This window comes from Bradyrhizobium sp. 154 (assembly GCF_023073875.1).
Lineage (GTDB): Bacteria > Pseudomonadota > Alphaproteobacteria > Rhizobiales > Xanthobacteraceae > Bradyrhizobium.
Genome location: NZ_JADPKG010000021.1, coordinates 126876 through 151175, shown reverse-complemented (window position 1 = coordinate 151175; position 24300 = coordinate 126876). Strand labels below are relative to the sequence as shown.

At 64.4% G+C, this 24300-nt stretch carries 22 protein-coding genes; 19 read left to right on the top strand and 3 right to left on the bottom strand.

Annotated features, from left to right (window positions below):
- The first annotated feature begins 33 nt into the window (after positions 1–33).
- The 3 genes from ybgC to IVA92_RS02780 all read left to right on the top strand — a co-directional run bounded on the left by ybgC (position 34) and on the right by IVA92_RS02780 (position 1474).
- On the top strand, positions 34–477 hold the full coding sequence (gene ybgC / locus IVA92_RS02790; RefSeq protein ID WP_247280242.1) for a tol-pal system-associated acyl-CoA thioesterase: 444 nt from the start codon (positions 34–36) through the stop codon (positions 475–477).
- Positions 470–928, top strand: a complete 459-nt coding sequence (locus IVA92_RS02785; RefSeq protein WP_247280241.1) for a YbgC/FadM family acyl-CoA thioesterase — start codon at positions 470–472, stop codon at positions 926–928. The genes ybgC and IVA92_RS02785 overlap by 8 nt, the downstream gene beginning before the upstream one ends.
- A gap of 78 nt (positions 929–1006) precedes the next feature.
- Positions 1007–1474, top strand: coding sequence for a nuclear transport factor 2 family protein (locus IVA92_RS02780; RefSeq protein WP_247280240.1), 468 nt, complete (start codon positions 1007–1009; stop codon positions 1472–1474).
- Positions 1475–1583: 109 nt separating this feature from the next.
- Here the strand turns inward: IVA92_RS02780 and IVA92_RS02775 are convergent, their stop codons facing one another.
- Positions 1584–2303: a type 1 glutamine amidotransferase gene (locus IVA92_RS02775; protein WP_247280239.1), complete on the bottom strand. Its 720-nt coding sequence runs from the start codon at positions 2301–2303 to the stop codon at positions 1584–1586.
- A gap of 52 nt (positions 2304–2355) precedes the next feature.
- Complete coding sequence (locus IVA92_RS02770; protein ID WP_247280238.1) at positions 2356–3282, bottom strand: LysR substrate-binding domain-containing protein; 927 nt, start codon at positions 3280–3282, stop codon at positions 2356–2358.
- 273 nt (positions 3283–3555) lie between these two features.
- Here IVA92_RS02770 and IVA92_RS02765 point away from each other — a divergent pair, with 273 nt between their 5' ends.
- From IVA92_RS02765 to IVA92_RS02720, 10 genes are all read left to right on the top strand, one after another.
- Positions 3556–4590, top strand: a complete 1035-nt coding sequence (locus IVA92_RS02765; RefSeq protein ID WP_247280237.1) for an ABC transporter substrate-binding protein — start codon at positions 3556–3558, stop codon at positions 4588–4590.
- 27 nt (positions 4591–4617) lie between these two features.
- The gene (locus IVA92_RS02760; RefSeq protein ID WP_247280236.1) at positions 4618–5658 is read left to right on the top strand and encodes an ABC transporter ATP-binding protein; all 1041 of its coding nucleotides are present in this window, start codon (positions 4618–4620) and stop codon (positions 5656–5658) included.
- A complete protein-coding gene (locus IVA92_RS02755; RefSeq protein ID WP_247280235.1) occupies positions 5655–6530 on the top strand; it encodes an ABC transporter permease in 876 nt (291 codons plus the stop codon). The genes IVA92_RS02760 and IVA92_RS02755 overlap by 4 nt, the downstream gene beginning before the upstream one ends.
- Positions 6527–7333 (top strand): ABC transporter permease, encoded by an 807-nt coding sequence (locus tag IVA92_RS02750; RefSeq protein WP_247280234.1) that lies wholly within the window; start codon positions 6527–6529, stop codon positions 7331–7333. The genes IVA92_RS02755 and IVA92_RS02750 overlap by 4 nt, the downstream gene beginning before the upstream one ends.
- An 8-nt stretch (positions 7334–7341) precedes the next feature.
- Positions 7342–8538, top strand: coding sequence for an FAD-dependent oxidoreductase (locus IVA92_RS02745; RefSeq protein WP_247280233.1), 1197 nt, complete (start codon positions 7342–7344; stop codon positions 8536–8538).
- Between the two features lie 139 nt (positions 8539–8677).
- Positions 8678–8974, top strand: a complete 297-nt coding sequence (locus IVA92_RS02740) for a (2Fe-2S)-binding protein (RefSeq protein WP_247280232.1) — start codon at positions 8678–8680, stop codon at positions 8972–8974.
- On the top strand, positions 8971–10389 hold the full coding sequence (locus tag IVA92_RS02735) for an NAD(P)/FAD-dependent oxidoreductase (protein WP_247280231.1): 1419 nt from the start codon (positions 8971–8973) through the stop codon (positions 10387–10389). The genes IVA92_RS02740 and IVA92_RS02735 overlap by 4 nt, the downstream gene beginning before the upstream one ends.
- A complete protein-coding gene (locus IVA92_RS02730) occupies positions 10386–11507 on the top strand; it encodes an FAD-dependent oxidoreductase (RefSeq protein ID WP_247280230.1) in 1122 nt (373 codons plus the stop codon). Before IVA92_RS02735 ends, IVA92_RS02730 begins: the two co-directional genes overlap by 4 nt.
- 14 nt (positions 11508–11521) lie before the next feature.
- Entirely contained in the window at positions 11522–11869 is a 348-nt protein-coding gene (locus IVA92_RS02725; RefSeq protein WP_247280229.1) for a RidA family protein, read from the top strand.
- Positions 11870–12039: 170 nt separating this feature from the next.
- On the top strand, positions 12040–13653 hold the full coding sequence (locus IVA92_RS02720; RefSeq protein ID WP_247280228.1) for an ABC-F family ATP-binding cassette domain-containing protein: 1614 nt from the start codon (positions 12040–12042) through the stop codon (positions 13651–13653).
- Between the two features lie 175 nt (positions 13654–13828).
- Here IVA92_RS02720 and IVA92_RS02715 read toward each other — a convergent pair whose 3' ends face one another.
- Positions 13829–15157: a dicarboxylate/amino acid:cation symporter gene (locus tag IVA92_RS02715; RefSeq protein ID WP_247280227.1), complete on the bottom strand. Its 1329-nt coding sequence runs from the start codon at positions 15155–15157 to the stop codon at positions 13829–13831.
- 125 nt (positions 15158–15282) lie between these two features.
- Between IVA92_RS02715 and IVA92_RS02710 the strand changes: the two genes are divergently transcribed.
- The 6 genes from IVA92_RS02710 to IVA92_RS02685 all read left to right on the top strand — a co-directional run bounded on the left by IVA92_RS02710 (position 15283) and on the right by IVA92_RS02685 (position 24298).
- The gene (locus IVA92_RS02710; protein ID WP_247280226.1) at positions 15283–16617 is read left to right on the top strand and encodes a solute carrier family 23 protein; all 1335 of its coding nucleotides are present in this window, start codon (positions 15283–15285) and stop codon (positions 16615–16617) included.
- 54 nt (positions 16618–16671) lie between these two features.
- On the top strand, positions 16672–17502 hold the full coding sequence (locus IVA92_RS02705; protein ID WP_247280225.1) for an SDR family oxidoreductase: 831 nt from the start codon (positions 16672–16674) through the stop codon (positions 17500–17502).
- A gap of 211 nt (positions 17503–17713) precedes the next feature.
- Positions 17714–19513 (top strand): cation:proton antiporter, encoded by a 1800-nt coding sequence (locus IVA92_RS02700; protein WP_247280224.1) that lies wholly within the window; start codon positions 17714–17716, stop codon positions 19511–19513.
- 76 nt (positions 19514–19589) lie between these two features.
- A complete protein-coding gene (locus IVA92_RS02695; protein ID WP_247280223.1) occupies positions 19590–20411 on the top strand; it encodes an NAD-dependent protein deacetylase in 822 nt (273 codons plus the stop codon).
- A gap of 141 nt (positions 20412–20552) precedes the next feature.
- Positions 20553–22637, top strand: coding sequence for a hydantoinase/oxoprolinase family protein (locus IVA92_RS02690; protein ID WP_247280222.1), 2085 nt, complete (start codon positions 20553–20555; stop codon positions 22635–22637).
- A 2-nt stretch (positions 22638–22639) separates the two neighbouring features.
- Positions 22640–24298, top strand: coding sequence for a hydantoinase B/oxoprolinase family protein (locus IVA92_RS02685; RefSeq protein ID WP_247280221.1), 1659 nt, complete (start codon positions 22640–22642; stop codon positions 24296–24298).
- Positions 24299–24300: the final 2 nt, after the last annotated feature.

Sequence of the window (24300 nt, the reverse complement as noted above, 5' to 3'; positions counted from 1 at the left end):
GGTTCTCGGGACCACAATTGGGGGGATCGTACCGTGACAGCTTCTCTTGATGGCGAAATTCGCGGCGGTCACCATCATATGCAGGTCCGCGTCTATTTCGAAGATACGGACTCCGGCCAGATTGTTTATCACGCGAATTTCTTGCGCTTCATGGAACGCGGCAGAACAAACTACTTGCGTTTGCTCGGAACGAATCAGCGAGAGCTCCTCAAAGAAGCGCAGAACGATGCGCCAGGCTTTGCCTTTGTGGTCCGTTCGATGACCATCGATTTTCTAAAACCGGCAATCTTGGACGACCTGCTTGAGGTTGTCACAGTTCCAGAAGAGGTGAGGGGCGCATCGATTGCCTTGCTCCAGGAATGTAGGCGCGGAGACGATCTTTTAGTCACGGCCCGCGTACGCGTGGCATTTATCTCGGGCGGAAAAGCACAGCGCATCCCGAAGTCACTGCGGCTCGCCATGGAAGGGCATGGATAAATCTACGCTTGTTCACGCTATAGCCCTCCAACGCCCCAATGAAATCAAGGCGCTGTGTTGCGATGTTGGCAAGCCAGAGTTCTCCGGCATCGTCTATCATGCCAATTATCTGCGCTATATGGAGCGCGGGCGGACCAATCATCTGCGGCTGATGGGCGCCGAGCAGCAGGCGCTGTTCGAGCAGCCCGAGACCGACGGCGCCGGCTTCGCCTTCGTGGTGCGCTCGATGCATCTGGACTTTTTGAAGCCCGCGCGGATGGACGACGTGCTCGATGTCGTGACCTGGCCGATCGCGGTGAAGGGCGCTTCCATCATGCTGGCGCAGGAGGTGCGCCGGGCTGAGGACGTGCTGGTGAAAGCGGAAGTGCGCGTCGCCTTCATCAGCGGCGGTCGCGCGCAGCCGATTCCGAAATCGATCCGGACCTTGATGAAGGCCGATCTGATTTCGTGATCGCCCGATTTGCAGTGGCCTATCGACTCCACCAATTGCAGCGATAGATTGCGGCCCCAACCAACCGATGAGGCCATCATGTCGCGCCCGCCGCTTCCGCCCTTCACGAGAGAGACCGCTGCGCAAAAGGCGCGCATGGCCGAGGACGCCTGGAATTCGCGCGATCCGGCGCGCGTCGCGCTCGCCTATACCGAGGACAGCCGCTGGCGCAATCGTTCTGAAGTCTTTCAGGGCCGTGAGGCAATCGTTGCATTCCTCACCCGCAAATGGGAGAGGGAGCACGACTACCGACTGATCAAGGACCTCTGGGCTTTCGACGGCAATCGTATCGCGGTGCGCTTCCAGTACGAATGGCATGATGGCAAAGGTCAGTGGTATCGCTCCTACGGCAACGAGCAGTGGGAATTCGACGAGCACGGCCTGATGAAGCGGCGCGAGGCCTCGATCAACGACATTGCGATCGCCGAGAAGGACCGCCGCTTTCACTGGCCCGCGCCGGGGCCGCGGCCGGCAGATGTGCCGGGGCTGGGCGAGAGTCCGTTCTGAGCCCTCAACCCTCATGGTGAGGAGCCGCGAAGCGGCGTCTCGAACCATGCAGGCCTCGCCGTTGCGGTGGGGGCCTCGATTCTTCGAGACGCGCGCGAGAGCGCGCTCCTCAGGATGAGGGGATGGATTTGCGCGTCAAGAACCTTGTGATCGCCCCACCGAGCTTCGCGTTGTCCATCGGCTGCGTCAGTGACGCTCGCGCCGTTGCGACGACATCATCCGGCGCCTTGCCGTCGCGCAGGTCGCAACACACCTGTGCGAACGCCACGTCGAACTCCGGATGCGGCTGCACGGTCAGCGTGGTGCCGTTGGCGTAGAGCAGGCCGGCATGCGGCGTGAAGTCCGACGACAGGATCGTCAGCGCCTCGTTCGGCGGCTCGATCACCTGGTCCTGATGCGAGGCGGCGATTGCGATGGCTTCGCCGTCGACGACGCCATTCTCCGGCAGCACCTGATAAACGTGCCGGCCGATGCCCCAACCCTTCTCCGACTTGCGTACAGTGCCGCCGAGCGCTTGTGCGATCAGTTGATGGCCGAAGCAGACGCCCACCATCGGCGTCTTGTTGGCGTAAGCCGTGCGCACGAAATCTTCCAGCGGCGCGATCCAGTCGAGCCTGTCATAGACGCCGGCCGCCGCGCCGGTGATCAGGATGGCCTCCAAGCCGCGCGGATCGGGCAGCGCATCCCCATTCGGAATGCTGACGATGTCGATTGTAGCCATAGGGTCCTCGGCGAGGATCATGCGCTCGAACATGTCCGGAAACGAGCCGTGCCGCTCGCGATGCTCTTGAGGAACGAGCCCGGTCTCGACGATGGTGATGCGTGCCATATGCTACCTGCGGAGGCAGGCAGCATACAACAGGACCCGCACGGCGTCCAAATCAACCAGGCGCAAAACCATGTGCGGACTTGTCCTCGAGCTCAGTGAGCGCCTTGCGCATGGTCTCGACCAGATCCAGCGCCACCGGCGAGGGGCTGCGCTGGGCCGGGAAGACGGCCGAGAACTCGAAGTCGATGCGCGGCAGGAAGCGGCGCACGACGACGCCGCGCGTTGCAAATTCCTGTGCGGTGAAGGGATCGCAGATCGACACGCCAAGCCCCGACGACACCATGCCGCACATGATCTCCGACAGCGTGGTCTCCACCCGCAGCACGCGGCGAACGTCGCTGCGATGGAAGACCTGGTCGACCAGGTGCCGGCTCGATGATCCCGCCGACAGCGAGATGAACGTCTCGCCCTCGAAATCGCCCGGCTCCAGCACTTCCTTCTCCGCCAAACGATGTCCGGTCGGCAGCACCGCGACACGCGCCAACGCCGGCAGCCGCAGGCTCGGCAGCCCGGAATGGGCGATCGGCACCTCGGCAAAGCCGATGTCGCATTGATTGTTCAGCACCCAGTCGACCACGATCGGCGAGATCACGCCGAAGAAGGCGAGGTTGAGGTTGGGCCGCTCCTTCAAGAACTGCCCGGCGAGCCGCGGCAGATAGCCGTTCGCGAGCGCCGGCAGCGCGGCGATGCGCAGCGAGCCGGTGCGCCGGCCGCGGATTTCTTCGGCCGCCGCGGTGATGCGTTCGAGACCGACGAACGAGCGCTCGACTTCGGTGTAGAGCGCCATGGCCGCCGCGGTCGGCACGAGACCGGTGCCGCGTCGTTCGAACAACTCCATCTTCAGCAGCGCCTGGAAGTCGCGCAGCAACCGGCTGACGGCGGGCTGCGTCACCACCATCAGCTTTGCCGCCTCGGTGACGCTGCCGGTCAGCATGGTCGCCCGAAAGGCCTCAACCTGCCGCGAATTGATCCGCGCCATCTCGAATTCCACTCATAACATTTCGGCATGCAGAGGGTGCCATTATTCATTGGACGATGGAAGCTTGGTTTTGCGATCTTTTTCATCAGAGCTGGAGCCAGCCCGCTTTTTCGGCAGATTGGAGACGTTCAAACCTCCAAATCGCGCCAAAACCCGCCGAGCAGGGGCCGGAGCCCTGGTCGGAGAGGAATTTGCGCGGAAGGAAATGCGGAAGGTGCTTCGGCCGGAGACTTGTCGGCACGTCACCTCATTCCGGTACGGAGATCGGTCCACATGAAGACTTTTCGCCTTCTGACCGCGGTCAGCATCGCGGCGCTGATTGCCGCCCCGTCGGCCGCCTCGGCCCAGCAAAAGACGCTCTATGTCGCCGGCTATGGCGGCTCGTTCGAGAAGACGATCCGCGACGAGGTGATCCCCGCTTTCGAGAAGGAGAACGGCGTCAAGGTCGAGTACGTCGCCGGCAACTCGACCGACACACTGGCAAAGCTCCAGGCGCAGAAGGGCAACCAGCAGATCGACGTCGCCATCGTCGATGACGGCCCGATGTACCAGGCGATGCAGCTCGGCTTCTGCGGCAAGCTCGACGGATTGCCGGCCGATCTCTACGACACCGCCCGCTTCAAGGATGATCGTGCGGTCGCGATCGGCATCGTCGCGACCGGCCTGATGTACAACACCAAGGTGTTCAAAGAGAAAGGTTGGGCGCCGCCGACCTCGTGGAACGATCTGAAGGACCCGAAATACGCGAAGCAACTCGTCATCCCCCCGATCAACAACACCTACGGCCTCGAAGCCCTGGTGATGCTGTCGAAGATGAATGGCGGCGGCGAGACCAACGTCGATTCAGGCTTCAAGATCTTCAAGGAGCAGATCAATCCGAACGTGCTCGCCTATGAGCCGTCGCCCGGCAAGATGACCGAGCTGTTCCAGTCCGGCCAGGCCGTGATCGCGGTGTGGGGTACCGGCCGCGTGCAGAGCTTCGCCAATACCGGCTTTCCCGTCGACTTCGTCTATCCGAAGGAAGGCGCCGCGACGCTGCTGACGACGGCATGTCCAATCGCCAAGCCCAACGCTTCTCCTCTGGCCGCGAGCTTCGTCAAGATGCTGCTCGATCCCAAGATCCAGCTGGTGATGCTGAAGGACTATGGCTACGGCCCGGTGCTGAAATCGCTGGTGATCCCGCCCGAGCTCGGCAAGATGGCGCCGATCGGCGAGCGCGCGGCGAAGCTCTATAATCCGGACTGGACCGTCATCAACGAGAAGCGCGAGGAGTGGACCAAGCGCTGGAATCGCGAGGTCGAGCGCTGATCTGATCGTCCGTAGCGGAGACAGCGCATGGCCTATCTCGAGCTTGATCGGGTCGCAAAACAGTTCGGCGCGCAGACCGTGGTCGATGACTTCAGTCTGTCGGTGAGGAAGGGGGAGTTCATCTCCTTCCTCGGGCCTTCCGGCTGCGGCAAGACCACGACGTTGCAGATGATCGCGGGCTTCCTCGATCCCACCCGCGGTGCGATCCGGCTGGAGGGCAAGGACCTCACCGCGATCCATCCGGCCAAGCGCGGCCTCGGCATCGTGTTCCAGAGCTACGCGCTGTTTCCGCACATGACCGTGGCGGAGAACGTCGCCTTCGGCCTCGAGATGCGCAAGGTGTCGCGCGCTGAAAAAGCCGAGCGCGTCCGTGCCGCGCTGGCGATGGTCGGCCTCGCCGGCTATGAGGACCGTCATCCGCGCCGCATGTCCGGCGGCCAGCAGCAGCGCGTGGCGCTGGCGCGCGCGCTGGTGATCAAGCCGAGCGTCCTCCTGCTCGACGAGCCGCTGTCCAACCTCGACGCAAAGCTGCGCGAGGAGATGCAGATCGAGCTGCGCCAGATCCAGCGCACGATCGGCACCACCACGATCCTGGTCACTCACGACCAGAACGAGGCGATGTCGCTGTCCGACCGCATCGTGGTGATGAGCCAGGGCCGCATCGAGCAGATCGGCACGCCGCAGGAGACCTATGAGAAGCCGTCCTCGGCCTTCGTCTCGCAGTTCCTCGGCAAGACCAACGACTTTGCGGCGGCGATCGATCGGACCGTCACGCCGGCGCGGCTGACCGCGGGCTCCTGGAGCGCGCCGGCGCCGGCGGGTCTCAGCGGCCCTGTCACTGTCAGCATTCGCCCTGAAAGGATCGGCTTCGGCGATGCCGGCCTCAGCGCCAAGATCGTCACCCGCATCTTCCAAGGTAATCACTGGCTGTTCCAGTGCGAGAGCGAATGCGGTCCGGCGATCGTGATCCGCCAGAATGACGGCAAGGCGCAGCCGGCCGAAGGTGAGGCGGTGCGTCTGGCTTGGCGTCCCGAGGACATGAGTGTGCGTGCGAGGGGCGTCGCATGAGCGCGGCCGCCGAGGAACGTAACGCGCGTGCGCCGTGGGCTCTGACTGCGCCCGCCCTGATGCTGTTCGTCGGCGTGCTGCTGATTCCGCTGGCGATGACCGTGATGCTGTCGTTCCACGATTGGGGCCAGTACAAAGGCATCGAACCGGTCTTCATCCTCAAGAACTGGCACGAGATCGCGACCGATCCCTATTACGCCGAAATGTTCTGGCGGACCTTTCGAATCGCGATCCTGACCACATTACTCACCGCCGTCCTCGGCGCGCCTGAAGCCTACATCCTCAACCGCATGAGCGGTGGCTGGAAGAGCTTCTTCCTGCTGATCATCCTCGGGCCGCTGCTGATCTCGGTGGTGGCGCGCACGCTCGGCTGGGCGCTGCTGTTCGGCGGCAATAACGGACTGGTCAACAAGCTCTTGATGTCGCTCGGGGTGATCCGCTCCCCCATTCCCTTCATGTTCACTGAAACCGGCATGGTCGTTGCGCTCGCGCATGTGATGATGCCGTTCATGGTGCTGTCGGTATGGGCCGCGCTGCAGCGGCTCGATCCGCAGATCGAGAACGCCGCGACGTCGCTTGGCGCGGGACCCGCGACCATCATCCGCCGCATCATCATGCCCCAGATCATGCCGGGCGTGCTGTCGGGCGCCATCATCGTGTTCTCGCTCTCGGCCAGCGCCTTTGCGACGCCTGCGATCATCGGCGGCCGCCGGCTCAAGGTCGCCGCGACGCTCGCCTATGACGAGTTTCTCAACACGCTGAATTGGCCCCTCGGTGCAGCGGTCGCGACGCTCCTTCTCGTCGCGCTGGTGCTGATCGTGGTCGGCAGCAATGCGCTGATCGAGCGCCGCTATGCGGAGGTGTTCCGATGAGACGGAACGGGCCGCTGGCGTTGATCTTCCACACCATCTTCGTCATCGTCATGGTGGCACCGATCCTGGTGGTCTGCCTCGTCGCGTTTACACCCGAGGGCTTCCTGTCGCTGCCGACCAACGGATTTTCGCTACGCTGGTTCAGGACGATCGCCAACTACCCCGAATTCGTCCATGCGTTCTGGGTCAGCCTTGGGCTCGGCGCGTTGTCGTCCTTGGTGGCGCTGCTGTTCGCGGTGCCGGCGGCGCTGGCGATCGCGCGCTACCGCTTCCGCGGCCGCGATGCGCTCGCCGCGCTGTTCCTGTCGCCGCTGATGATTCCGCATGTCGTGCTCGGCATCGCCTTTCTGCGTTTCTTCACCTCCGCCGGCATGAGTGGCAGCTTCGCGGCGCTCATCATCGCGCATGTCATCATCGTGTTTCCGTTCGCGCTGCGACTAACACTGGCGGCGGCCACCGGCATGGATCTTTCTGTCGAGATGGCCGCGATTTCGCTCGGTGCCAACGGCTGGACGTTGTTCCGCCGCGTGACGCTGCCCTTGATCCTGCCCGGCGTCATCAGCGGCTGGGCGCTCGCCTTCATCCAGTCCTTCGACGATCTCACCATGACCGTCTTCCTCGCGGCGCCCGGTACCGAGACGTTGCCGGTGCGCATGTTCCTTTATATCCAGGACAACATCGATCCGCTGGTGACGTCGGTCTCGGCCTGCGTGATCGCGATCACCATGACCGCCCTCATTCTGCTCGACCGCTTCTACGGGCTCGACCGTGTGCTCGCCGGCAAGGGCGATACGGGACGATAGGAAAATCTATGTCTAAAGCGTTTTCGAGCGAAGTGGACGCCGGCTCGCGTAGAGACAACGCGTCAAAGCAAAAATCTGAATACGACGTCGCCGTCGTCGGCGGCGGGCTGCTCGGCTCCGCCATTGCCTGGGGCCTCGGCCGGCTCGGCAAAAAAGTCGCGGTGCTCGACGAAGGCGACATCGCCAAGCGCGCCTCGCGCGCGAACTTCGCGCTGGTCTGGGTGCAGAGCAAGGGGCTCGGCATGCCCGCCTATACGGTGTGGACCGTGCAGGCGTCGCAGGCGTGGAGCCGACTTGCGTCGGAGCTGAAGCAGCAGACCGGGCTCGACGTCTCTCTTCAGCAGAATGGCGGCTTCCATCTCACCCTCGGCGAGGACGAACTCGGCCAGCGCACCGAGCTGGTCAAACGCATGCACAACCAGGTCGGCGCGGCCGACTACAAGATGGAGATGCTCTCCGCATCCGAAGTGAAGAAGTCGCTGCCGCTGATCGGCCCCGAAGTTTCCGGCGGCAGCTATTGCCCGCTCGACGGCCACGTCAATTCGCTGCGCACGTTCCGCGCCTTCCACACCGGTTTCAGGGCGTTCGGCATCGATTATTTTCCGGAACGTCCGGTGTCGGCGATCAGCAAGAGCGGCGGCGAATTCCGCCTGACCACGCCGAACGGCGAGCTGCGCGCCGCGAAGGTCGTGCTTGCCGCCGGCAATGCCAACCAGACGCTGGCGCCGATGGTCGGGCTCTACGCGCCGATGGGCCCAACCCGCGGCCAGATCGTGGTGACCGAGCGCACCATGCCGTTCCTGCCACATCCGCTGACCACGATCCGCCAGACCGACGAGGGCACGGTGATGATCGGCGACAGCAAGGAGGACGAGCTCGACGACCGCGCGCTGAAGCATTCCGTCAGCGCCGTGATGACCGATCGCGCCCAGCGGATGTTTCCGCATCTGTCGCGGCTCAACGTTATCAGGAGCTGGGCCGGAATCCGCGTCATGCCGCAAGACGGCTTTCCGATCTACGACCAGTCGGAGACGCATCCCGGCGCCTTCGTCGCTTGCTGTCATTCCGGCGTGACGCTCGCCTCCAACCACGCGTTCGAGATCGCGCGCATGGTGGCGCAGGGCGCGCTCGAGCCGGAGCTGGTCGGCGCGTTCTCGGCGAGTCGTTTTGGCGGTGCGGGCGCTGCGAACCACAGCGGTTATTAGAAATAGGAGGCTCGATTTGAATCGATGCTGGCCCAGAGCTCAAATCACCTCTCCCCGTTGGGCAGAGGTGAACCCTCGCGCAGCCGAACAAGATTCCATCACGCTCTAGAACTTCTTAAGGAGCCAAGAGGCATTCCCCATGTTTAGGCGATCCGAACAGGACAAACGGCCACAAGTGCAGATTTTCGTCGATGGCGCTGCCGTTGCAGCACGTCAGGGCGACACTGTCTCTGCGGCGCTATTGGCCTCCGGCGTTGATGCGCGGCGGTCCACCGCAGTGAGCGGCGCGCTGCGCCTGCCCTATTGCATGATGGGGGTGTGCTTCGATTGCCTCGTCACCATCGATGGCATCGGCAATCGCCAGGGGTGTCTCGTGCCCGTCGCAGAGGGCATGAGAATCGAGATCCAAAAGGGCAAGCGGGAGATCGGCAAATGACTGTGGCTCCCAAGCGCGAAGCCTACGACATCGTGGTGATCGGCGCAGGTCCCGCCGGCCTCGCGGCCGCTGCGACCTCAGCCGAAGCCGGCCTGTCGACGCTGCTGCTCGATGAGAATATCGGTCCGGGCGGTCAGGTTTTCCGCGCCATTGGCTCGACGCCCCTGACAGAGCGCAATCAGCTCGGCGCCGATTATTGGGCGGGCGCCGATCTCGTGCAGGCGCTGCGCGCCAGCAATGCCGAGGTCATCCATCGCGCGACGGTCTGGAGCCTCGATCGCAACCTCGAGATCGCCGTCTCGATCGGCGGCGCCTCTGCCTTCGTTACGGCGCAGCGCGTGATCGTCGCGACCGGCGCGCTGGAGCGGCCGTTTCCAATTCCCGGCTGGACGCTGCCCGGTGTGATGACCGCGGGCGCCGCGCAGACGATGCTGAAATCGTCGGCGCTGGTGCCTGACGGACGCACCTTGATCGCAGGGCAGGGGCCGCTGCTCTGGCTGCTCGCCGCGCAGATCCTGCGCCTCGGCGGCCGCATCGACTGCATCCTCGACACGACCGAGCGCGGCAATTATTTCGCCGCGCTGCCGCACGCCTTCGCCTTTCTGACCTCGCCCTATTTCACCAAGGGGCTATCCATGATGCGCGAGGTGAAGGCGAAAGTGCAGGTCGTCTCCGGCGTTACCGAGCTCTCTGCATCCGGCGACGGTCAGCTCGCGAGCGTGAGCTATGTCGCCGGCGGCAAGCGCGAGACCATTCCTTCGGATCTGTTGCTGCTGCATCAGGGCGTTGTGCCCAACGTCAATCTGGCGATGTCGGCCGGCGTCGAGCATCGTTGGGACGAGCTGCAATTGTGCTGGTCGCCGGTGCTCGATGCTAACGGGGATTCGTCGGTCGCCGGCATCGCGATTGCCGGCGACGGCGCTGGCATCGGCGGCGCGAGCGCGGCCGTGGCGCGCGGCCGCATCGCGGCGCGCGCGGCAGTGGAAGCACTGGCGCCCGCGGCTGCCGCGAAGCTCGCGCCAATGTCGGCGCTTCGTGCCGATCTCGCTAAGGCCGAGCGCGGCCGCATCTTCCTCGATACGCTGTTCCGCCCGTCGCCGCAGTTCCGCATTCCCTCGGGCGATACCATCGTCTGCCGCTGCGAGGAGGTCACCGCAAGGGACGTTCTCGACTCAGTCGCGATCGGCGCGACTGGGCCGAACCAGCTCAAGGCCTATCGCCGCACCGGCATGGGTCCGTGCCAGGGCCGGCTCTGCGGTCTCACCGTCACCGAGCTGATGGCGCAGGCCCGCGGGAAGACCCCGCAGGAGATCGGCTATTACCGGCTGCGCGCGCCGGTGAAGCCGATCACGCTCGCCGAGCTCGCCGCCGTTCCCAAGAGCGAGGCCGACGTCAAGGCGGTGGTGCGCGGATGACCAGAAACGTGGATGCAATCGTCGTCGGCGGCGGCATCCACGGATGCTCGACCGCGCTGCATCTGTGCCTTGCCGGCATGAAGCCGGTGCTGATCGAGAAGGATTATGCCGGCCGCCACGCTTCCGGCGTCAACGCCGGCGGCGTGCGCCAACTCGCCCGGCACATCCCAGAGATTCCGCTCTCAGTCCGTTCGATGGGAATTTGGGAGAGGATCTCGGAGCTCGTCGACGACGATTGCAGCTTTGAAAGCTACGGCCAGGTCCTCGTCGCGGAGAACGAAGAGGAGCTGGCCGTCTGCCGCGCGCGCGTGGCCGAGCTCAACGCGCTCGGCTTCACCCATGAAGAGCTGATCGATGCGGCCGAGTTGCGACGTTTGGTGCCGGCCGTGGCCGAGACCTGTCCCGGCGGCGTCGTGTCGCGTCGTGACGGCGCAGCCAATCCGGCGCAGACGACGACCGCCTTCCGCCGCAAGGCCGAGCAGCTCGGCGCCATCGTGCGCGAGGGCGAGGCGGCCGGCAACATCCGTCACAGCGGCGGTCTCTGGCACGTCGATGTCGGCCCGGACACCTATGCCGCACCGGTGCTGGTCAACGCGGCGGGCGCCTGGGCCGGGAAGATCGCCGCCGCCCTCGGCGAACCCGTTCCGGTCGAAACCGTGGCGCCGATGCTGATGATCACCTCGCGCGTGCCGCACTTCATCGATCCCGTCGTGATCCTGCGCGGCCGCAAATTGTCCTTCAAGCAATTCTCGAACGGCACCGTGCTGATCGGCGGCGGCCATCTGGCAACGCCGAACCAGGATCGCAACGAGACGGTGCTCGACTGGAAGAGCCTCGCCATCAGCGCCCGCACCGTGTTCGAGCTGTTTCCGGTGATGCGCAGCGCGATGATCGTGCGGGCCTGGGCCGGCATCGAGGCCAGGATGAAGGACGACATCCCCGTATTTGGCCCGAGCTCACGTCACGTGGGCCTCTATCACCAGTTCGGCTTTTCGCTGCATGGCTTCCAGCTCGGCCCCGGCGCCGGCGCCGTGATGGCGGAGCTGATCGTCAACGGCGGCACCCAGACCCGCGTCGGCGATCTCGGCATCGACCGCTTCCATCCTTCCACGCTCTAGAACAAGAGGACATCATGAGCATCACCCGCAGCATCCGCACGCCCATCATGCACCGCGCCGTCGAAGCCAATGGATTCGTCTTCCTCGGCGGCACCATCGCCGACGACACCTCGGTCTCGATGGGCGACCAGACCCGCAACATCCTCGGCAAGATCGCCGGCTATCTGAAGGAAGCGGGAACCGACAAGAGCCGAGTGGTCAGCGCCTCGATCTTCGTCACCGATCTGTCCAAGAAGAAGGAGATGGACGCGGCCTGGACCGAGTTCTTCGGCGACGATCTGCCGACCCGCGCCACGGTCGGCGTCGCCGATCTCGGCGGCGGCGCGCTGATCGAGGTGGTGGTCACCGCCGTGAAGGGCTGATCGTGCAGACCGATAGGGACGTCAGCGCTTTCCTCGCGCTGTCGCGCCCTTCGAGCTGCGCTTGATCTTGCGCTTCTGCGGGACTACTAGGGAGCTCTCAATCAGGAACTTCGCAGCCATGGATTTTACCCCAACCGCAAAGCCCATCCGCCTTGCTCACGGGGAATTCCATGCCTGCTTCGATCATCCTGTCGAATCTGTCGCTGTCCACGCCTGACGGCCGTTCTCTTCTCTCCAACATCGATCTGACTTTCGCGGCCGAACGGACCGGTCTCGTCGGCCGCAATGGTGTCGGGAAGACGACGCTGCTCGCGTCGATTTTGGGCGAGCATGTTCCCCAGTCCGGGCGCATTCTTGTCAACGGGACCGTCGGCCTGTTGCGCCAGAACGTCCAACCGCTTGCAGATGCGACGGTGGCCGATGTGTTCGGCGCGCGGCGGGCTCTGGAGCTGCTTAGCCGCGCTGAGCGGGGCGACGCCTCGGCCGACGAGATCGCCGCGATCGACTGGACGCTCGAAGGGCGGCTTGAGAAGGCCCTGGGGCGCCTCGGCTTCGATCCCTGTCCCGATACGGAGCTCGCCCGCCTGTCCGGCGGCCAGATCACGCGCGTGCGTCTCGCCGCATTGGTGTTTGCCGAGCCCGACTTCCTGCTGCTGGATGAGCCCACCAATAATCTCGACCAGGATGGACGCGGGGCGGTGACTGATCTCCTTGCTGCCTGGCGCGGCGGCGCGATCGTCGTCAGCCACGACCGGAACTTGCTCGAAACGATGGATGCGATCGTCGAGCTGACATCGCTCGGGTCAACCCGATACGGCGGCAACTGGAGCAGTTTTCGCGCGCAGAAGGCCGTCGAGCTCGCTGCGGTCAGGCACGACCTCGCGCATGCCGAGAGATACCTGTCCGAGATTGACGGCAAGGCGCAGGAAACAGCTGAACGGAAGGCGCGCAAGGATAGCGGCGGCAGGAAGAAGCGCGCCAAGGGTGACATGCCGCGTATCCTGGCCGGCGCGCGCAAGGACCGCAGCGAGGACAGCGGGGGCAAGAATGCACAAATCGCCGAGCGGCGGCGCGCGGAAGCGGTCGAGGCCGTCGATACGGCACGCCGACGCATCGAGGTTCTTCAACCGCTGTCGGTCAAGCTGCCCGCGACCGGCCTGCCGGCGGGCAGGGAGATGGTTTGGCTCGACGGGGTCAGCGCCGGCTATCGGCCGGAGCAGCCCGTCTTGCGCGATCTCTCGCTCACGATCGTCGGTCCGGAGCGCGTTGCGGTCGTCGGACCGAATGGCTCGGGCAAGACAACGCTGCTGAAACTCATTGCAGGCGAGTTGCACCCTGTCGCGGGTACGGTCCGGGTCAGGCCCGACTTCGCGCTGTTCGACCAGAAGGTCAGCCTGCTTGATCCTGCGATCTCTATCTTTGAGAATTTCAGGCGTCTCAATCCGAAAGCGGATCCTAACGCCTGCCATGCAGCCCTGGCTCGCTTCATGTTTCGCGCCGATGCTGCCTTGCAGCTGGTCGGAGGCCTGAGCGGCGGGCAAATGTTTCGCGCTGGCCTCGCCTGCGTGCTGGGTGGGACGCCGCCGCCGTCCCTGCTGATCATGGACGAGCCGACCACTCATCTCGATATCGAGTCTATCGAAGCCGTTGAAGCTGGCCTGAGGGCCTATGACGGCGCACTGCTCGTCGTCAGTCACGACGAGGCATTCCTGCAGGCGATCGGGATCACGCGCCGGCTCGAACTTGCCGGCAAGGAGATTCGCGTCAAAGACGGGATCATCTGATCCCGCCTTACCTCCCGACACGGCGGCTGATCATGGTGAAGATCTCCAAAAGCCCGACGCCCTGCCCCCAGCGCGTCGGGCGGAAAGATTGACTATCAATCGGTGATCCCAATGCCATTGTTGTGACGCGTATCTCACCGCTTTTCCATTCCGGGAAACTACCGCGTCGGAACCGCTACGCCCTGCCGACCGGTTCCAACGCCTCGCCGATCTCCAGCGGGTGGGCCATGGTCTCGTGCAGCGCGTCGCGATCGAGCTCGCCTTCGGAGATGCTGATGACGACGCAGGCAACGCCATTGCCGATCAGGTTGGTCAATGCGCGGCACTCGCTCATGAACTTGTCGATGCCGACCAGGATCGCGATCGACTGGATCGGGATGTCGGGCACGATCGAGAGCGTCGCGGCGAGCGTGATGAAGCCGGCGCCGGTGACGCCCGAGGCGCCCTTCGAGGTGATCATGGCGATGCCGAGAATGCCGAGCTCCTGCCAGATCGTCAGATGGGTGTTGGTCGCCTGCGCCAGGAACAGCGTTGCCAGTGTCATGTAGATGTTGGTGCCGTCGAGGTTGAAACTGTAGCCGGTGGGGATGACCAGGCCGACGACCGAGCGCGAGGCACCGAGATGCTCCATCTTCTGGATCATCTGCGGCAGCACAGTCTCCGAGGACGAGGTGCCGAGCACGATAAGCAACTCGTCCTTGATGTAGGCGATGAAGCGCAGGATCGAAAAACCGGCGAGCCGGGCGATCGCACCGAGCACGATCAGCACGAACAGGATGCTGGTCAGGTAGAACGCGCCGATCAGGGCGGCGAGGTTGAGCAGCGAGCCGAGACCGTAGGCGCCGACGGTGAATGCCATCGCGCCGAAAGCGCCGATTGGCGCCACGCGCACGATGATGCGGATAATACCGAAGAACATTTTTGCGGCCTTGTCGATCGCGTCCGCTATTGGTTCACCGGCCTTGCCCAGGAAGGCGATGGCGAAGCCCGACAGGATCGAGATCAACAGCACCTGAAGCAGGTCGCCCCGCGCGATGGCGCCCAGATAGCTGTCGGGGATAATCGCCATCAGATGGGCGACGATGCCCTCTTCCTTGGCCTTGGTGACGTAGGTGGCCACCGATTTCGGATCGATCGTGGCGGGATCGATGTTGAAGCCGTGCCCGGGCTGGAGAATCTCCCCGACGAGCAGACCGACCGCGAGCGCGACGGTCGAGACCGTCTCGAAGTAGATCAGGGACTTCAGCCCGACCCGGCCGACACGCTTGAGATCGCCCATCGAGGAGATGCCGTGCACCACGGTGCAGAAGATCACCGGTGCGATCATCATCTTGATCAGCGCAATGAAACCGTCGCCGAGCGGCTTCAAGGCCTTGCCGAGATCGGGAAAGAAATAACCGATCAGCACGCCGAGCGCGATCGCGATCAGGACCTGGACGTAGAGGATCTTGTACCAGGGCTGGTGCCGGCGGAGGACGGCTGGCTGGACCGCGACTTGTGTCATATTGTAGGCCGGGAATGTATCGATCTTGCTTGATTTGCATCATGTGATGGCCGCCGCGGAAGCGACAATCACATTTTTGTCGGATCGCACGAAGATCGACTGCTGCACCGCAAGTCGGGGGAAACATGTCGACAACAGGCTCCGAAGAACGCGTGCAAGGCTATTTTCCGCGATGGAAACTCAAGACCTCGGGCGTGATCATGCCGGAGGAGCGGCTGTCTTGGGGCCAGACCGTTGTCTCCGGTCTCCAGCATTGCGTCGCAATGTCGGGATCAACGATCATCGCGCCGCTACTGATGGGGTTCGATCCCAATGTTGCGGTCCTGTTCTCCGGCATTGGCACGCTGATCTTCTTCGTCATCGTCGCAGGGCGCGTGCCGAGCTATCTCGGCTCGAGCTTTGCATTCATCGCCGTCGTCATCGCTGCCACCGGCTATGTGGGGCAGGGGCCGAACCCGAACCTGTCAGTTGCGCTCGGCGGCATTGTCGGAGCCGGCGTGCTGTACGGCGTGATTGCGCTGATCGTGATGTGGTCGGGGGTTGGCTGGGTCGAGAAGCTGCTGCCGCCGGCGGTCACCGGCGCCGTGGTCGCCGCGATCGGGCTCAACCTTGCGCCGGTGGCGGTCAAGGCGGTGAGCGCCGGCACGTTCGACACCTGGATCGGGCTTGCGACCGTTCTGATGATCGGCGTGGTCGCCGTTGCCGCGCCAAGCCTGTGGCGCCGCCTGCCGATCATTGCCGGCGCCATCGGCGGATATCTTTTGTACTTGCTGTTCGCGAACGGACTCGGTTTCGGCAAACCGATCGACTTCGCGCAACTCTCGGCCGCGCCGTGGTTCGGCCTGCCCAACTTCACCGCGCCGAGCTTCCATGCCGATGCAATCTTCCTGATCGCGCCGGTTGCGATAGTTCTCGTCGCCGAGAACCTCGGTCACATCAAGGCGGTCGGCGCCATGACGGGCCGGAGCCTCGATCGCTATCTCGGCCGCGCCCTGTTTGCCGACAGCCTCGCGACCATCGTGGCCGCCTGCGGCGGCGGCACCGGTGTCACCACCTATGCCGAGAATATCGGCGTCATGGCGGCGACGAAGGTCTATTCCACCTTGTTGTTCGCCTTCGCGGCCACGGTGTCGATCCTGCTCGGCTTCTCGCCGAAATTCGGCGCGCTCATCCTGTCGATCCCAGGTCCCGTCATCGGCGGGCTCTCGATCGTGCTGTTCGGGTTGATCGCGGCGATGGCGGGACGGATCTGGGTCGAGAACAAGGTCGACTTTGCAAATCCCGCGAACCTGATTACCGTCGCGGTGGCGCTCACGGCAGGCGCCGGCGATCTCACGCTCAAATTCGGTGCGTTCACCATCGGCGGAATCGGCACCGCGACCTTTGGCGCCATCATCCTGCATCAGATTCTGACCTCGCCACTCGCACGCGGCGCCGAGCGAATCGAAGCAATGCGCTGAGGGATGGAACAAAAAGCCAGTTCCGCCGATGATCAAGCATCCCGGAGAGAACTCATGCCACAAACCTCAACCTCCTTTCCCTCGCGCCTCGTGGGCCAATACGCGCTGGTGACCGGCGCCTCGCAAGGCATCGGCCGCGCCGTCGCCATCCGGCTCGCCCAGGAAGGCGCGACCGTCGCCATCAATTATTTCGATCATCCTGAAAGAGCCGAGGAGACGCTTGCGCTGGCGCGGACGGCATCGGGCGATCGGGGTCATGGCAGGCTCGATCACATCATCGTCAAGGCCGATGTCGGCAACGAGCAGGACATCGCCGCGATGTTCGAGACGGTCCTGGCGCGCTGGAAGCGCCTCGACTGCTTGGTCAACAATGCCGGCTTCCAGCGGGAATCGCCGAGCGATGCGCTCGACGTCGAAACCTATCGTCGCATCATTGACGTCAATCTCAATGGCGCCGTGCTTTGCGCCCAGAAGGCGCTCGCGCATTTCGTCGCCCGCGGCGGAGGTGGCAGTATCATCAATTGCTCCAGCGTCCACCAGATCATCCCAAAGCCCGGCTATCTCGCTTATTCGATCAGCAAGGGCGGCATGGCCAATCTGACGCGTACGCTGGCCCTCGAATTCGCCGGCCGCGGCATTCGCGTCAATGCGGTTGGACCCGGCGCGATCGATACGCCGATCAACGCGGCCTGGACCGGTGATCCCGAGAAGCGCGGCATCGTCACCTCCCACATTCCGCTCGGACGTGTCGGCACGCCGGAAGAGATCGCCGCGGTGTTCGCCTTCCTCGCCTCGGATGATGCGAGCTACATCACCGGACAGACCATCTATGCCTGCGGAGGCCTGACGCTGTTCCCCGAATTCCGGGAGAATTGGGCGAGCTGAACGTCAGCTTGGGAGCGTGCGCATCTGCGACGGCCCGACCGGTTGCAACGATTAGATCGTGGTCGCGAGGCAAGCCTTCTCGCTGGGCGTGCTGGCCACCAACGCCCGCGCGGCAAAGGCCGTCGGAGCCCGGTAGGGGTCTGCGGCGCCGTGTGCTATCGATCGTGGACGACGCTGCCGCTAGTGGTAAGCGCCGACACATGAAGGCTTCGTGACCACAACCATAAACATCAATGCCTACAGTGACGCGCTGGTGGTCCTCGGCACTGCCGGCGTCGTGGTGCCGATCGTCCGCCACTGGGGCATCAATCCGGTGTTGGGCTATCTTGGTGCCGGCGCCATCCTCGGCCCTCTCGGACTCGGCTCGCTCGTTCAGGACCTCCCGTTCCTGTACTGGTTCACCGTGGTGGACGCGCAGAACGTCGAAGGTATCGCCAATCTCGGCGTCGTGTTCCTGCTATTCCTGATTGGGCTCGAGCTGTCCTTCAGGCGGCTCGTGACGATGCGGCGCCTGGTGTTCGGGCTTGGCGGCCTGCAGGTGCTGGCGACGTCCGCGATCATTTTCGGCGCGACGCTTCTCGCGGGGAAGAATTCCCATACCGCCGTGATCCTCGGCGCAAGCCTTGCGCTGTCCTCGACGGCTATCGTGCTTGAGCTTCTGTCCAGCGACAGGCGGCTCGCGACCGTTGCGGGGCGCGCCAGCTTCTCGGTGCTGCTGGCCCAGGATCTTGCAGTGGTTCCCATTCTCGTGTTCGTCTCGGTGCTCGGCGCGGGCAGCGACGGCTCCGTCGTGACGCACATCTCCAGTGCGACCTTGAAGGCTGTAGTGGCGGTCGCTTTTCTCATTCTGATCGGACGGCTGCTGATGCGTCCGCTGTTCCAGATGGTTGCGGGCACTCATTCGACGGAGTTGTTCGTCGCGGCAACCTTGTTCGTCATCGTCGGCGCAGGCCTTGCCGCGCACCAAGCCGGCCTATCGATGGCGCTCGGAGCATTCGTTGCAGGGCTGATGCTGGCTGAAACGGAGTATGGCAAGGCCATTGAGGCCACCGTCGAGCCGTTCAAGGGCCTGCTGCTAGGCATCTTCTTCTTCACCGTCGGCATGGCCATCGACGTCCGCGTGTTCATGCGCGAGCCTGGTTGGTTGCTGGCCGCCGTCATCGGGGTTCTGACCGGCAAGGCGATCGTGCTCATCATCCTGGGCCGCCTCTTCAGGCTCTCGTGGCCGTCGGCGATCGAGGTCGGCTGCCTGCTGGCTCCAGTTGGCGAATTCGCTTTCGTAAGCATCGGGATGGCGGCGGCCCTCGGCCTGATTGAACCGCGCGTGTCGAGCTTTGCCATCGCCATCACCGCCGTAACGATGGCATTGACGCCGTTTTTGGGCATGCTCGGGCGACGATTGGCCGCGAAACTGGGTGGCGAGCGAACCCTCGATCCCGAACTGACGGTTCGGCCACCCGGGGACCGGGCGCAGGCCATCGTGGTCGGCTACGGCCGCGTTGGAAAAGTCGTCTGTTCGCTGCTGACCAGCCACGGCCTAAACTACATCGCGGTCGACAACGAAGCCGTCGCCGTGGCGCGCGACCGCCGCGATGGTCATAAGGTCTATTTTGGTGATGCGACAGAACCGGGCTTTCTCGAAGCCTGCGGCCTGATGCAGACGACCGGTGTGATCATCACCATTCAGTCGCGACCAGCAATCGATGCTGTCGTTGAGCGGATCCGCGCAGTGCGGCCGGACGTGTTGATCGTCTCACGTGCGCGGGACGCCGATCATGCCCGCCACCTCTATGCGATCGGCGCAACCGATGCGGTGCCGGAAACCATCGAGGCAAGCCTGCAACTTTCCGAAGCCGCACTGATCGGCCTCGGAGTCGCGGTCGGGCCTGCGATCGCCTCGGTGCACGAGAAACGGGACGAATTTCGGCTGACATTGCAGCAAGCCGCCCGCATTGCAGCAGAAGAGAAAACTCGTCTCCTCGATAGCACAGTGCGCCGGTCCCCGAGATAGCCACCTCTGCAGGCGGCCGGGCGCTGCGGACTATCATCATCTGGCAAAGCCCGCCCGCACGAACTACATCTGCGCCATGATAAATGCTCCGCTGCCAAACCTTCCGCTCCAGGATTTCATCGGCCGACACGAACGTCTGTTCGTGCTGACCGGCGCGGGCTGTAGCACCAATTCGGGCATTCCCGACTATCGCGACAGCCACGGCAATTGGAAGCGCACCCAGCCGGTGAATTTCCAGGCCTTCATGTCGGACGAGCATACGCGCCGGCGCTATTGGGCGCGCAGTCTGATCGGATGGCGGCGGTTCGGCCAGGCCAAGCCGAATGATGCGCATCATGCGCTGGCCCGGCTCGAGGCGAACGGCCGGTGCGGGATGCTGCTGACCCAGAACGTCGACCGGCTGCATCAGTCTGCCGGCCACCGGCAGGTGATCGACCTGCACGGCCGACTCGATCTGGTCCGCTGCATGGGCTGCGGCTGCAAGACGCCGCGCGATGAGTTTCAGCACGCGCTTGGTCGCGCGAATACGGCCTGGCTGAGGCTCGATGCCGCCGATGCACCTGATGGCGACGCCGATCTGGAGCACGAGGAGTTTTCGTCCTTCGAAGTGCCGGCCTGCGAAGCCTGCGGCGGCATCCTCAAGCCCGACGTCGTGTTCTTCGGCGAGAACGTCCCCCGCGATATTGTCGCCACCGCGCACGATCATCTGGCGCAGGCCGACGCCATGCTGATTGTCGGCTCCTCGCTGATGGTCTATTCCGGATTCCGCTTCGTGCAGGCTGCCGCGGAACGCAAAATTCCGATTGCAGCAGTCAATCTCGGCCGCACCCGCGCCGACGATCTCCTGACGCTGAAGGTCGAGGAGCGCTGCGAGTCGGCGCTTGCATTCCTGCTCTGATCGCGCAGGCGTCGAACACGTCTTGCCTATTGCATAGGTGCCAAGCAGAATAGTCAGGCGCGGCGTTGTCCTCGTCGTCCATGGCATGGAAATTGCTGCGCTTTCGACCTCAGTCTTGACGATCAGCGCGGAGAATTTGGAATGCTTGAGGGAGCCGAGGTGCGGCTTGCCGTCGATATCGGTGGCACATTCACCGATATCGTGCTGGACGTGGGCGAGGCGCGCAAGACGCGCAAGGTGCTGACGACGCCGCAGCGGCCCGAGCAGGCGGTGCTGGACGGCATGCGCCTCATCCTCGCTGACGCGCGCGCGCATATCAGCGACATCGACGTCTTCATTCACGGCACCACGCTCGCGACCAATGCCATCATCGAGCGGCGCGGCGCGAAAACCGCGCTGATTGCGACGGAGGGCTTTCGCGACGTGCTCGATATCGGCACCGAGAGCCGCTACGACCAATATGACCTCAGCATCGACAAGCCGAAGCCGCTGGCGCCGCGCAGTCTGCGCTTCACCGTCCCCGAGCGTATCGACGCGCACGGTGCCGTTCGGCTCCCGCTGGACGAGACTGCTGTGCGCGCACTCGCGCCGAAATTGCGCGAGCGAGGCGTCGAGAGCGTCGCGATCGCCTTCCTGCACTCCTACGCCAATCCCGAGCACGAACGCCGCGCTGCCGCGATCCTGGGCGAGGAGATGCCCGGCATCTCCGTGACCGTGTCGTCGGCCGTGTGTCCGGAAATTCGCGAGTATGAGCGCACCTCCACCGCGGTTGCGAACGCCTATGTGCAACCCCTTATCGACGGCTATCTGGCCCGCATGGCGGACGCCTTGCAGGTCGAGCAGTTCCGCGGCGCCATCTATCTCGTCACCTCCGGCGGGGGCGTCACCTCGATCGAGACGGCGCGGCGCTTTCCAGTGCGTCTCGTCGAGTCCGGTCCGGCTGGCGGAGCGATTTTCGCGGCGCAGATTGCGGCGCGTCTTGGCGAGACCAAGGTGCTGTCCTTCGACATGGGCGGCACCACCGCAAAGATCTGCCTCATCGAGAAGTATCAGCCTGAGACCTCGCGCGTGTTTGAGGTCGATCGCGCAGCGCGCTTCCTCAAAGGCTCCGGCCTGCCGGTGCGCATCCCCGTGATCGAGATGGTCGAGATCGGCGCCGGCGGCGGCTCGATTGCCCATGTCGACGCGATGAAGCGCGTCACCGTGGGTCCGGAAAGTGCGTCATCGGAGCCGGGGCCGGCCTGCTACGGCCGCGGTGGCCAGCGTCCGGCCGTGACCGATGCGGACGTTGCGCTCGGCTTGATCGATCCCGACGCCTTTGCGGCGGGTACTATCAAGCTCGACCCGGAGCTTTCCAAACAGGCGCTGCTGCGCGATGTCGGCGAGCCGCTCGGCCTGTCTGCGGAAACCGCCGCTTATGCCGTGCACGAGGTCGTCTGCGAGAACATGGCGAGCGCGGCGCGCGTGCATGCGGTCGAGCGCGGCGCCGTGGTCGGCCAGCACACGCTGATCGCGTTCGGTGGCGCTGCACCGTTGCATGCGGCGCGCGTCGCCGAGAAGATCGGCGTCTCCCGGGTGATCGTGCCCTCGAATGCCGGGGTCGGATCGGCCGTCGGATTCCTCGCGGCGCCCATCGCTTACGAGCTGGTGCGCAGTCGTCATGTCCGACTCGATGATTTCGACACCGAGGCGGTCTCCGATCTCTTGCAGGAGACGGCGACCGAAGCGCGTGCGCTGGTCGAACCCGGCGCCGCCGGTGCGCCCGTGCGGGAGCGGCGCGCCGCTTTCATGCGCTATGTCGGCCAGGGCCACGAGATCTCGGTCGAGCTGCCGAACCGGCGGCTGACGACCGCAGATCTCGCCGGCCTGCGCCAGAAATTCGAGGCGGATTATGCTGCGATGTTCGAGCGGCCGATCCCGGGGGCGGCGATCGAGGTGTTGAGCTGGTCGGTGCTCGCGACCACCGAGGCGCGCAATCCAGCCGCGGTCGCGGCCGTCGCGCTCAAGCCCGCCGGAAAGGCAGCCGGCAGCCGCAAGTTCTTCGATGGCCGCGCAGGCGAGGTGATCGAGATCCCGCTCTATCGCCGCGAAGACATGGCGCCCGGCGCGACCATTGCAGGCCCTGCCGTGATCGCGGAGGACGAGACCTCCACCTTCGTCTCGACCAGTTTTGACGCCCATATCGATGGTGCCGGGAGCATCGTCATGGAACGAAAGGCGGCCTGATCATGAACAAGGCAAGCGGCGCGAGCCTGATCGACCTCCAGATCATGTGGCACCGGCTGATCGCCGTGGTCGAGGAGCAGGCGCAGGTCCTGCTCCGTACCGCCTTCAGTCCAATCGTGCGCGAATGCGGCGACCTCTCTGCCGGCGTGTTTGACCTCAAGGGCCGCATGCTGGCGCAGGCGGTGACCGGCACGCCCGGCCACGTCAATTCGATGGCAGAATCTGTCAAGCACTTCATCGCCCACTTCCCGCTTCAGACGATGAAGGAAGGCGACGCCTACATCACCAACGATCCGTGGATGGGCACCGGCCATCTCAACGACTTCGTCGTCACCACGCCGTGCTTCAAGGATGGCAAGGTCGTCGCACTCTTCTCTTGCACCAGCCATCTCATGGACATCGGTGGCATCGGTTTCGGTCCCGATGCCACCGACGTGTTCATGGAGGGGCTCTACATCCCCATGCTGAAGCTGATCGATCAGGGCGTCGTCAACGAGACGCTGATGGCGATGATCCGCACCAACACGCGGCTGCCTATAGACACCGAGGGCGACACCTATTCGCTCGCGGGCTGCAACGACGTTGGCTGCGAGCGCCTGGTCGAGATGATGACGGAGTTCGGCATCGATACGCTCGACGAGCTCGGCGACTACATCTGCGAACGCTCGCGCGAGGCCGTGCTGGCCGAGGTCGCGAAACTTCCGAAAGGAAGCTGGCGCAACACCATGGTTGTCGACGGCTATGACGCGCCGGTCACGCTTGCCGCGACCTTGACGATTTCGGACAAAGGCATTCACGTCGATTTCGACGGCACCTCGGCCGCCTCCAAGTTCGGCATCAACGTGCCCTTGTCCTATACCACGGCCTACACGGTGTTCGGCCTCGGCTGCGTCGTTGCCTCGCAGATCCCGAACAACGCCGGCTCGCTCTCGCCGCTGACGGTGTCGGCGCCGGCGGGTGCGATCCTCAATGCGCCGAAGCCGGCGCCGGTGGCCTCGCGCCACATCATCGGCCAGATGTTGCCCGACGTCGTGTTCGGCTGCCTGCGCCAGATCATCCCCGAGCGCGTGCCGGCCGAAGGCACCTCGTGCCTGTGGAATCTCAACGTCCGCGGACAGACGCGAAGCGGCGCCGGCGGCAATTACGGGTTCTCGATGGCGGTGACCTCCAATGGCGGCACCGGTGCGCGCTTCGACAAGGACGGGCTGTCGGCCACCGCCTATCCCAGCGGTGTGCGCGGCACGCCGGTCGAGATCGCAGAGACGCAGACGCCTTTGATCTTCTGGCGCAAGGAGCTGCGTCCGGATTCCGGCGGAGCAGGGCGCACCCGCGGCGGGCTCGGTCAGATCATCGAGGTCGGCAGCGGCGTCGATGCCCCGTTCGACATTCTCGCCGCGTTCGACCGTATCGATCATCCGCCGCGCGGTCGTGATGGCGGCAAGGACGGCGAGGCCGGCTATGTCGGCCTGAAGTCTGGAAAGAAGCTGCGGGGCAAGGGCTTTCAGCAGGTGCCGCCCGAGGATCGACTGGTGGTGCTGACACCGGGCGGTGCCGGGATCGGCGCGCCCATCGAACGCGATCGAGCGGCCGTCAAGGACGATGTCGAGAGCGGCCTCGTGTCTGCCGACAACGCGGTTGCAGTTTACGGGTACACGCGGTGACG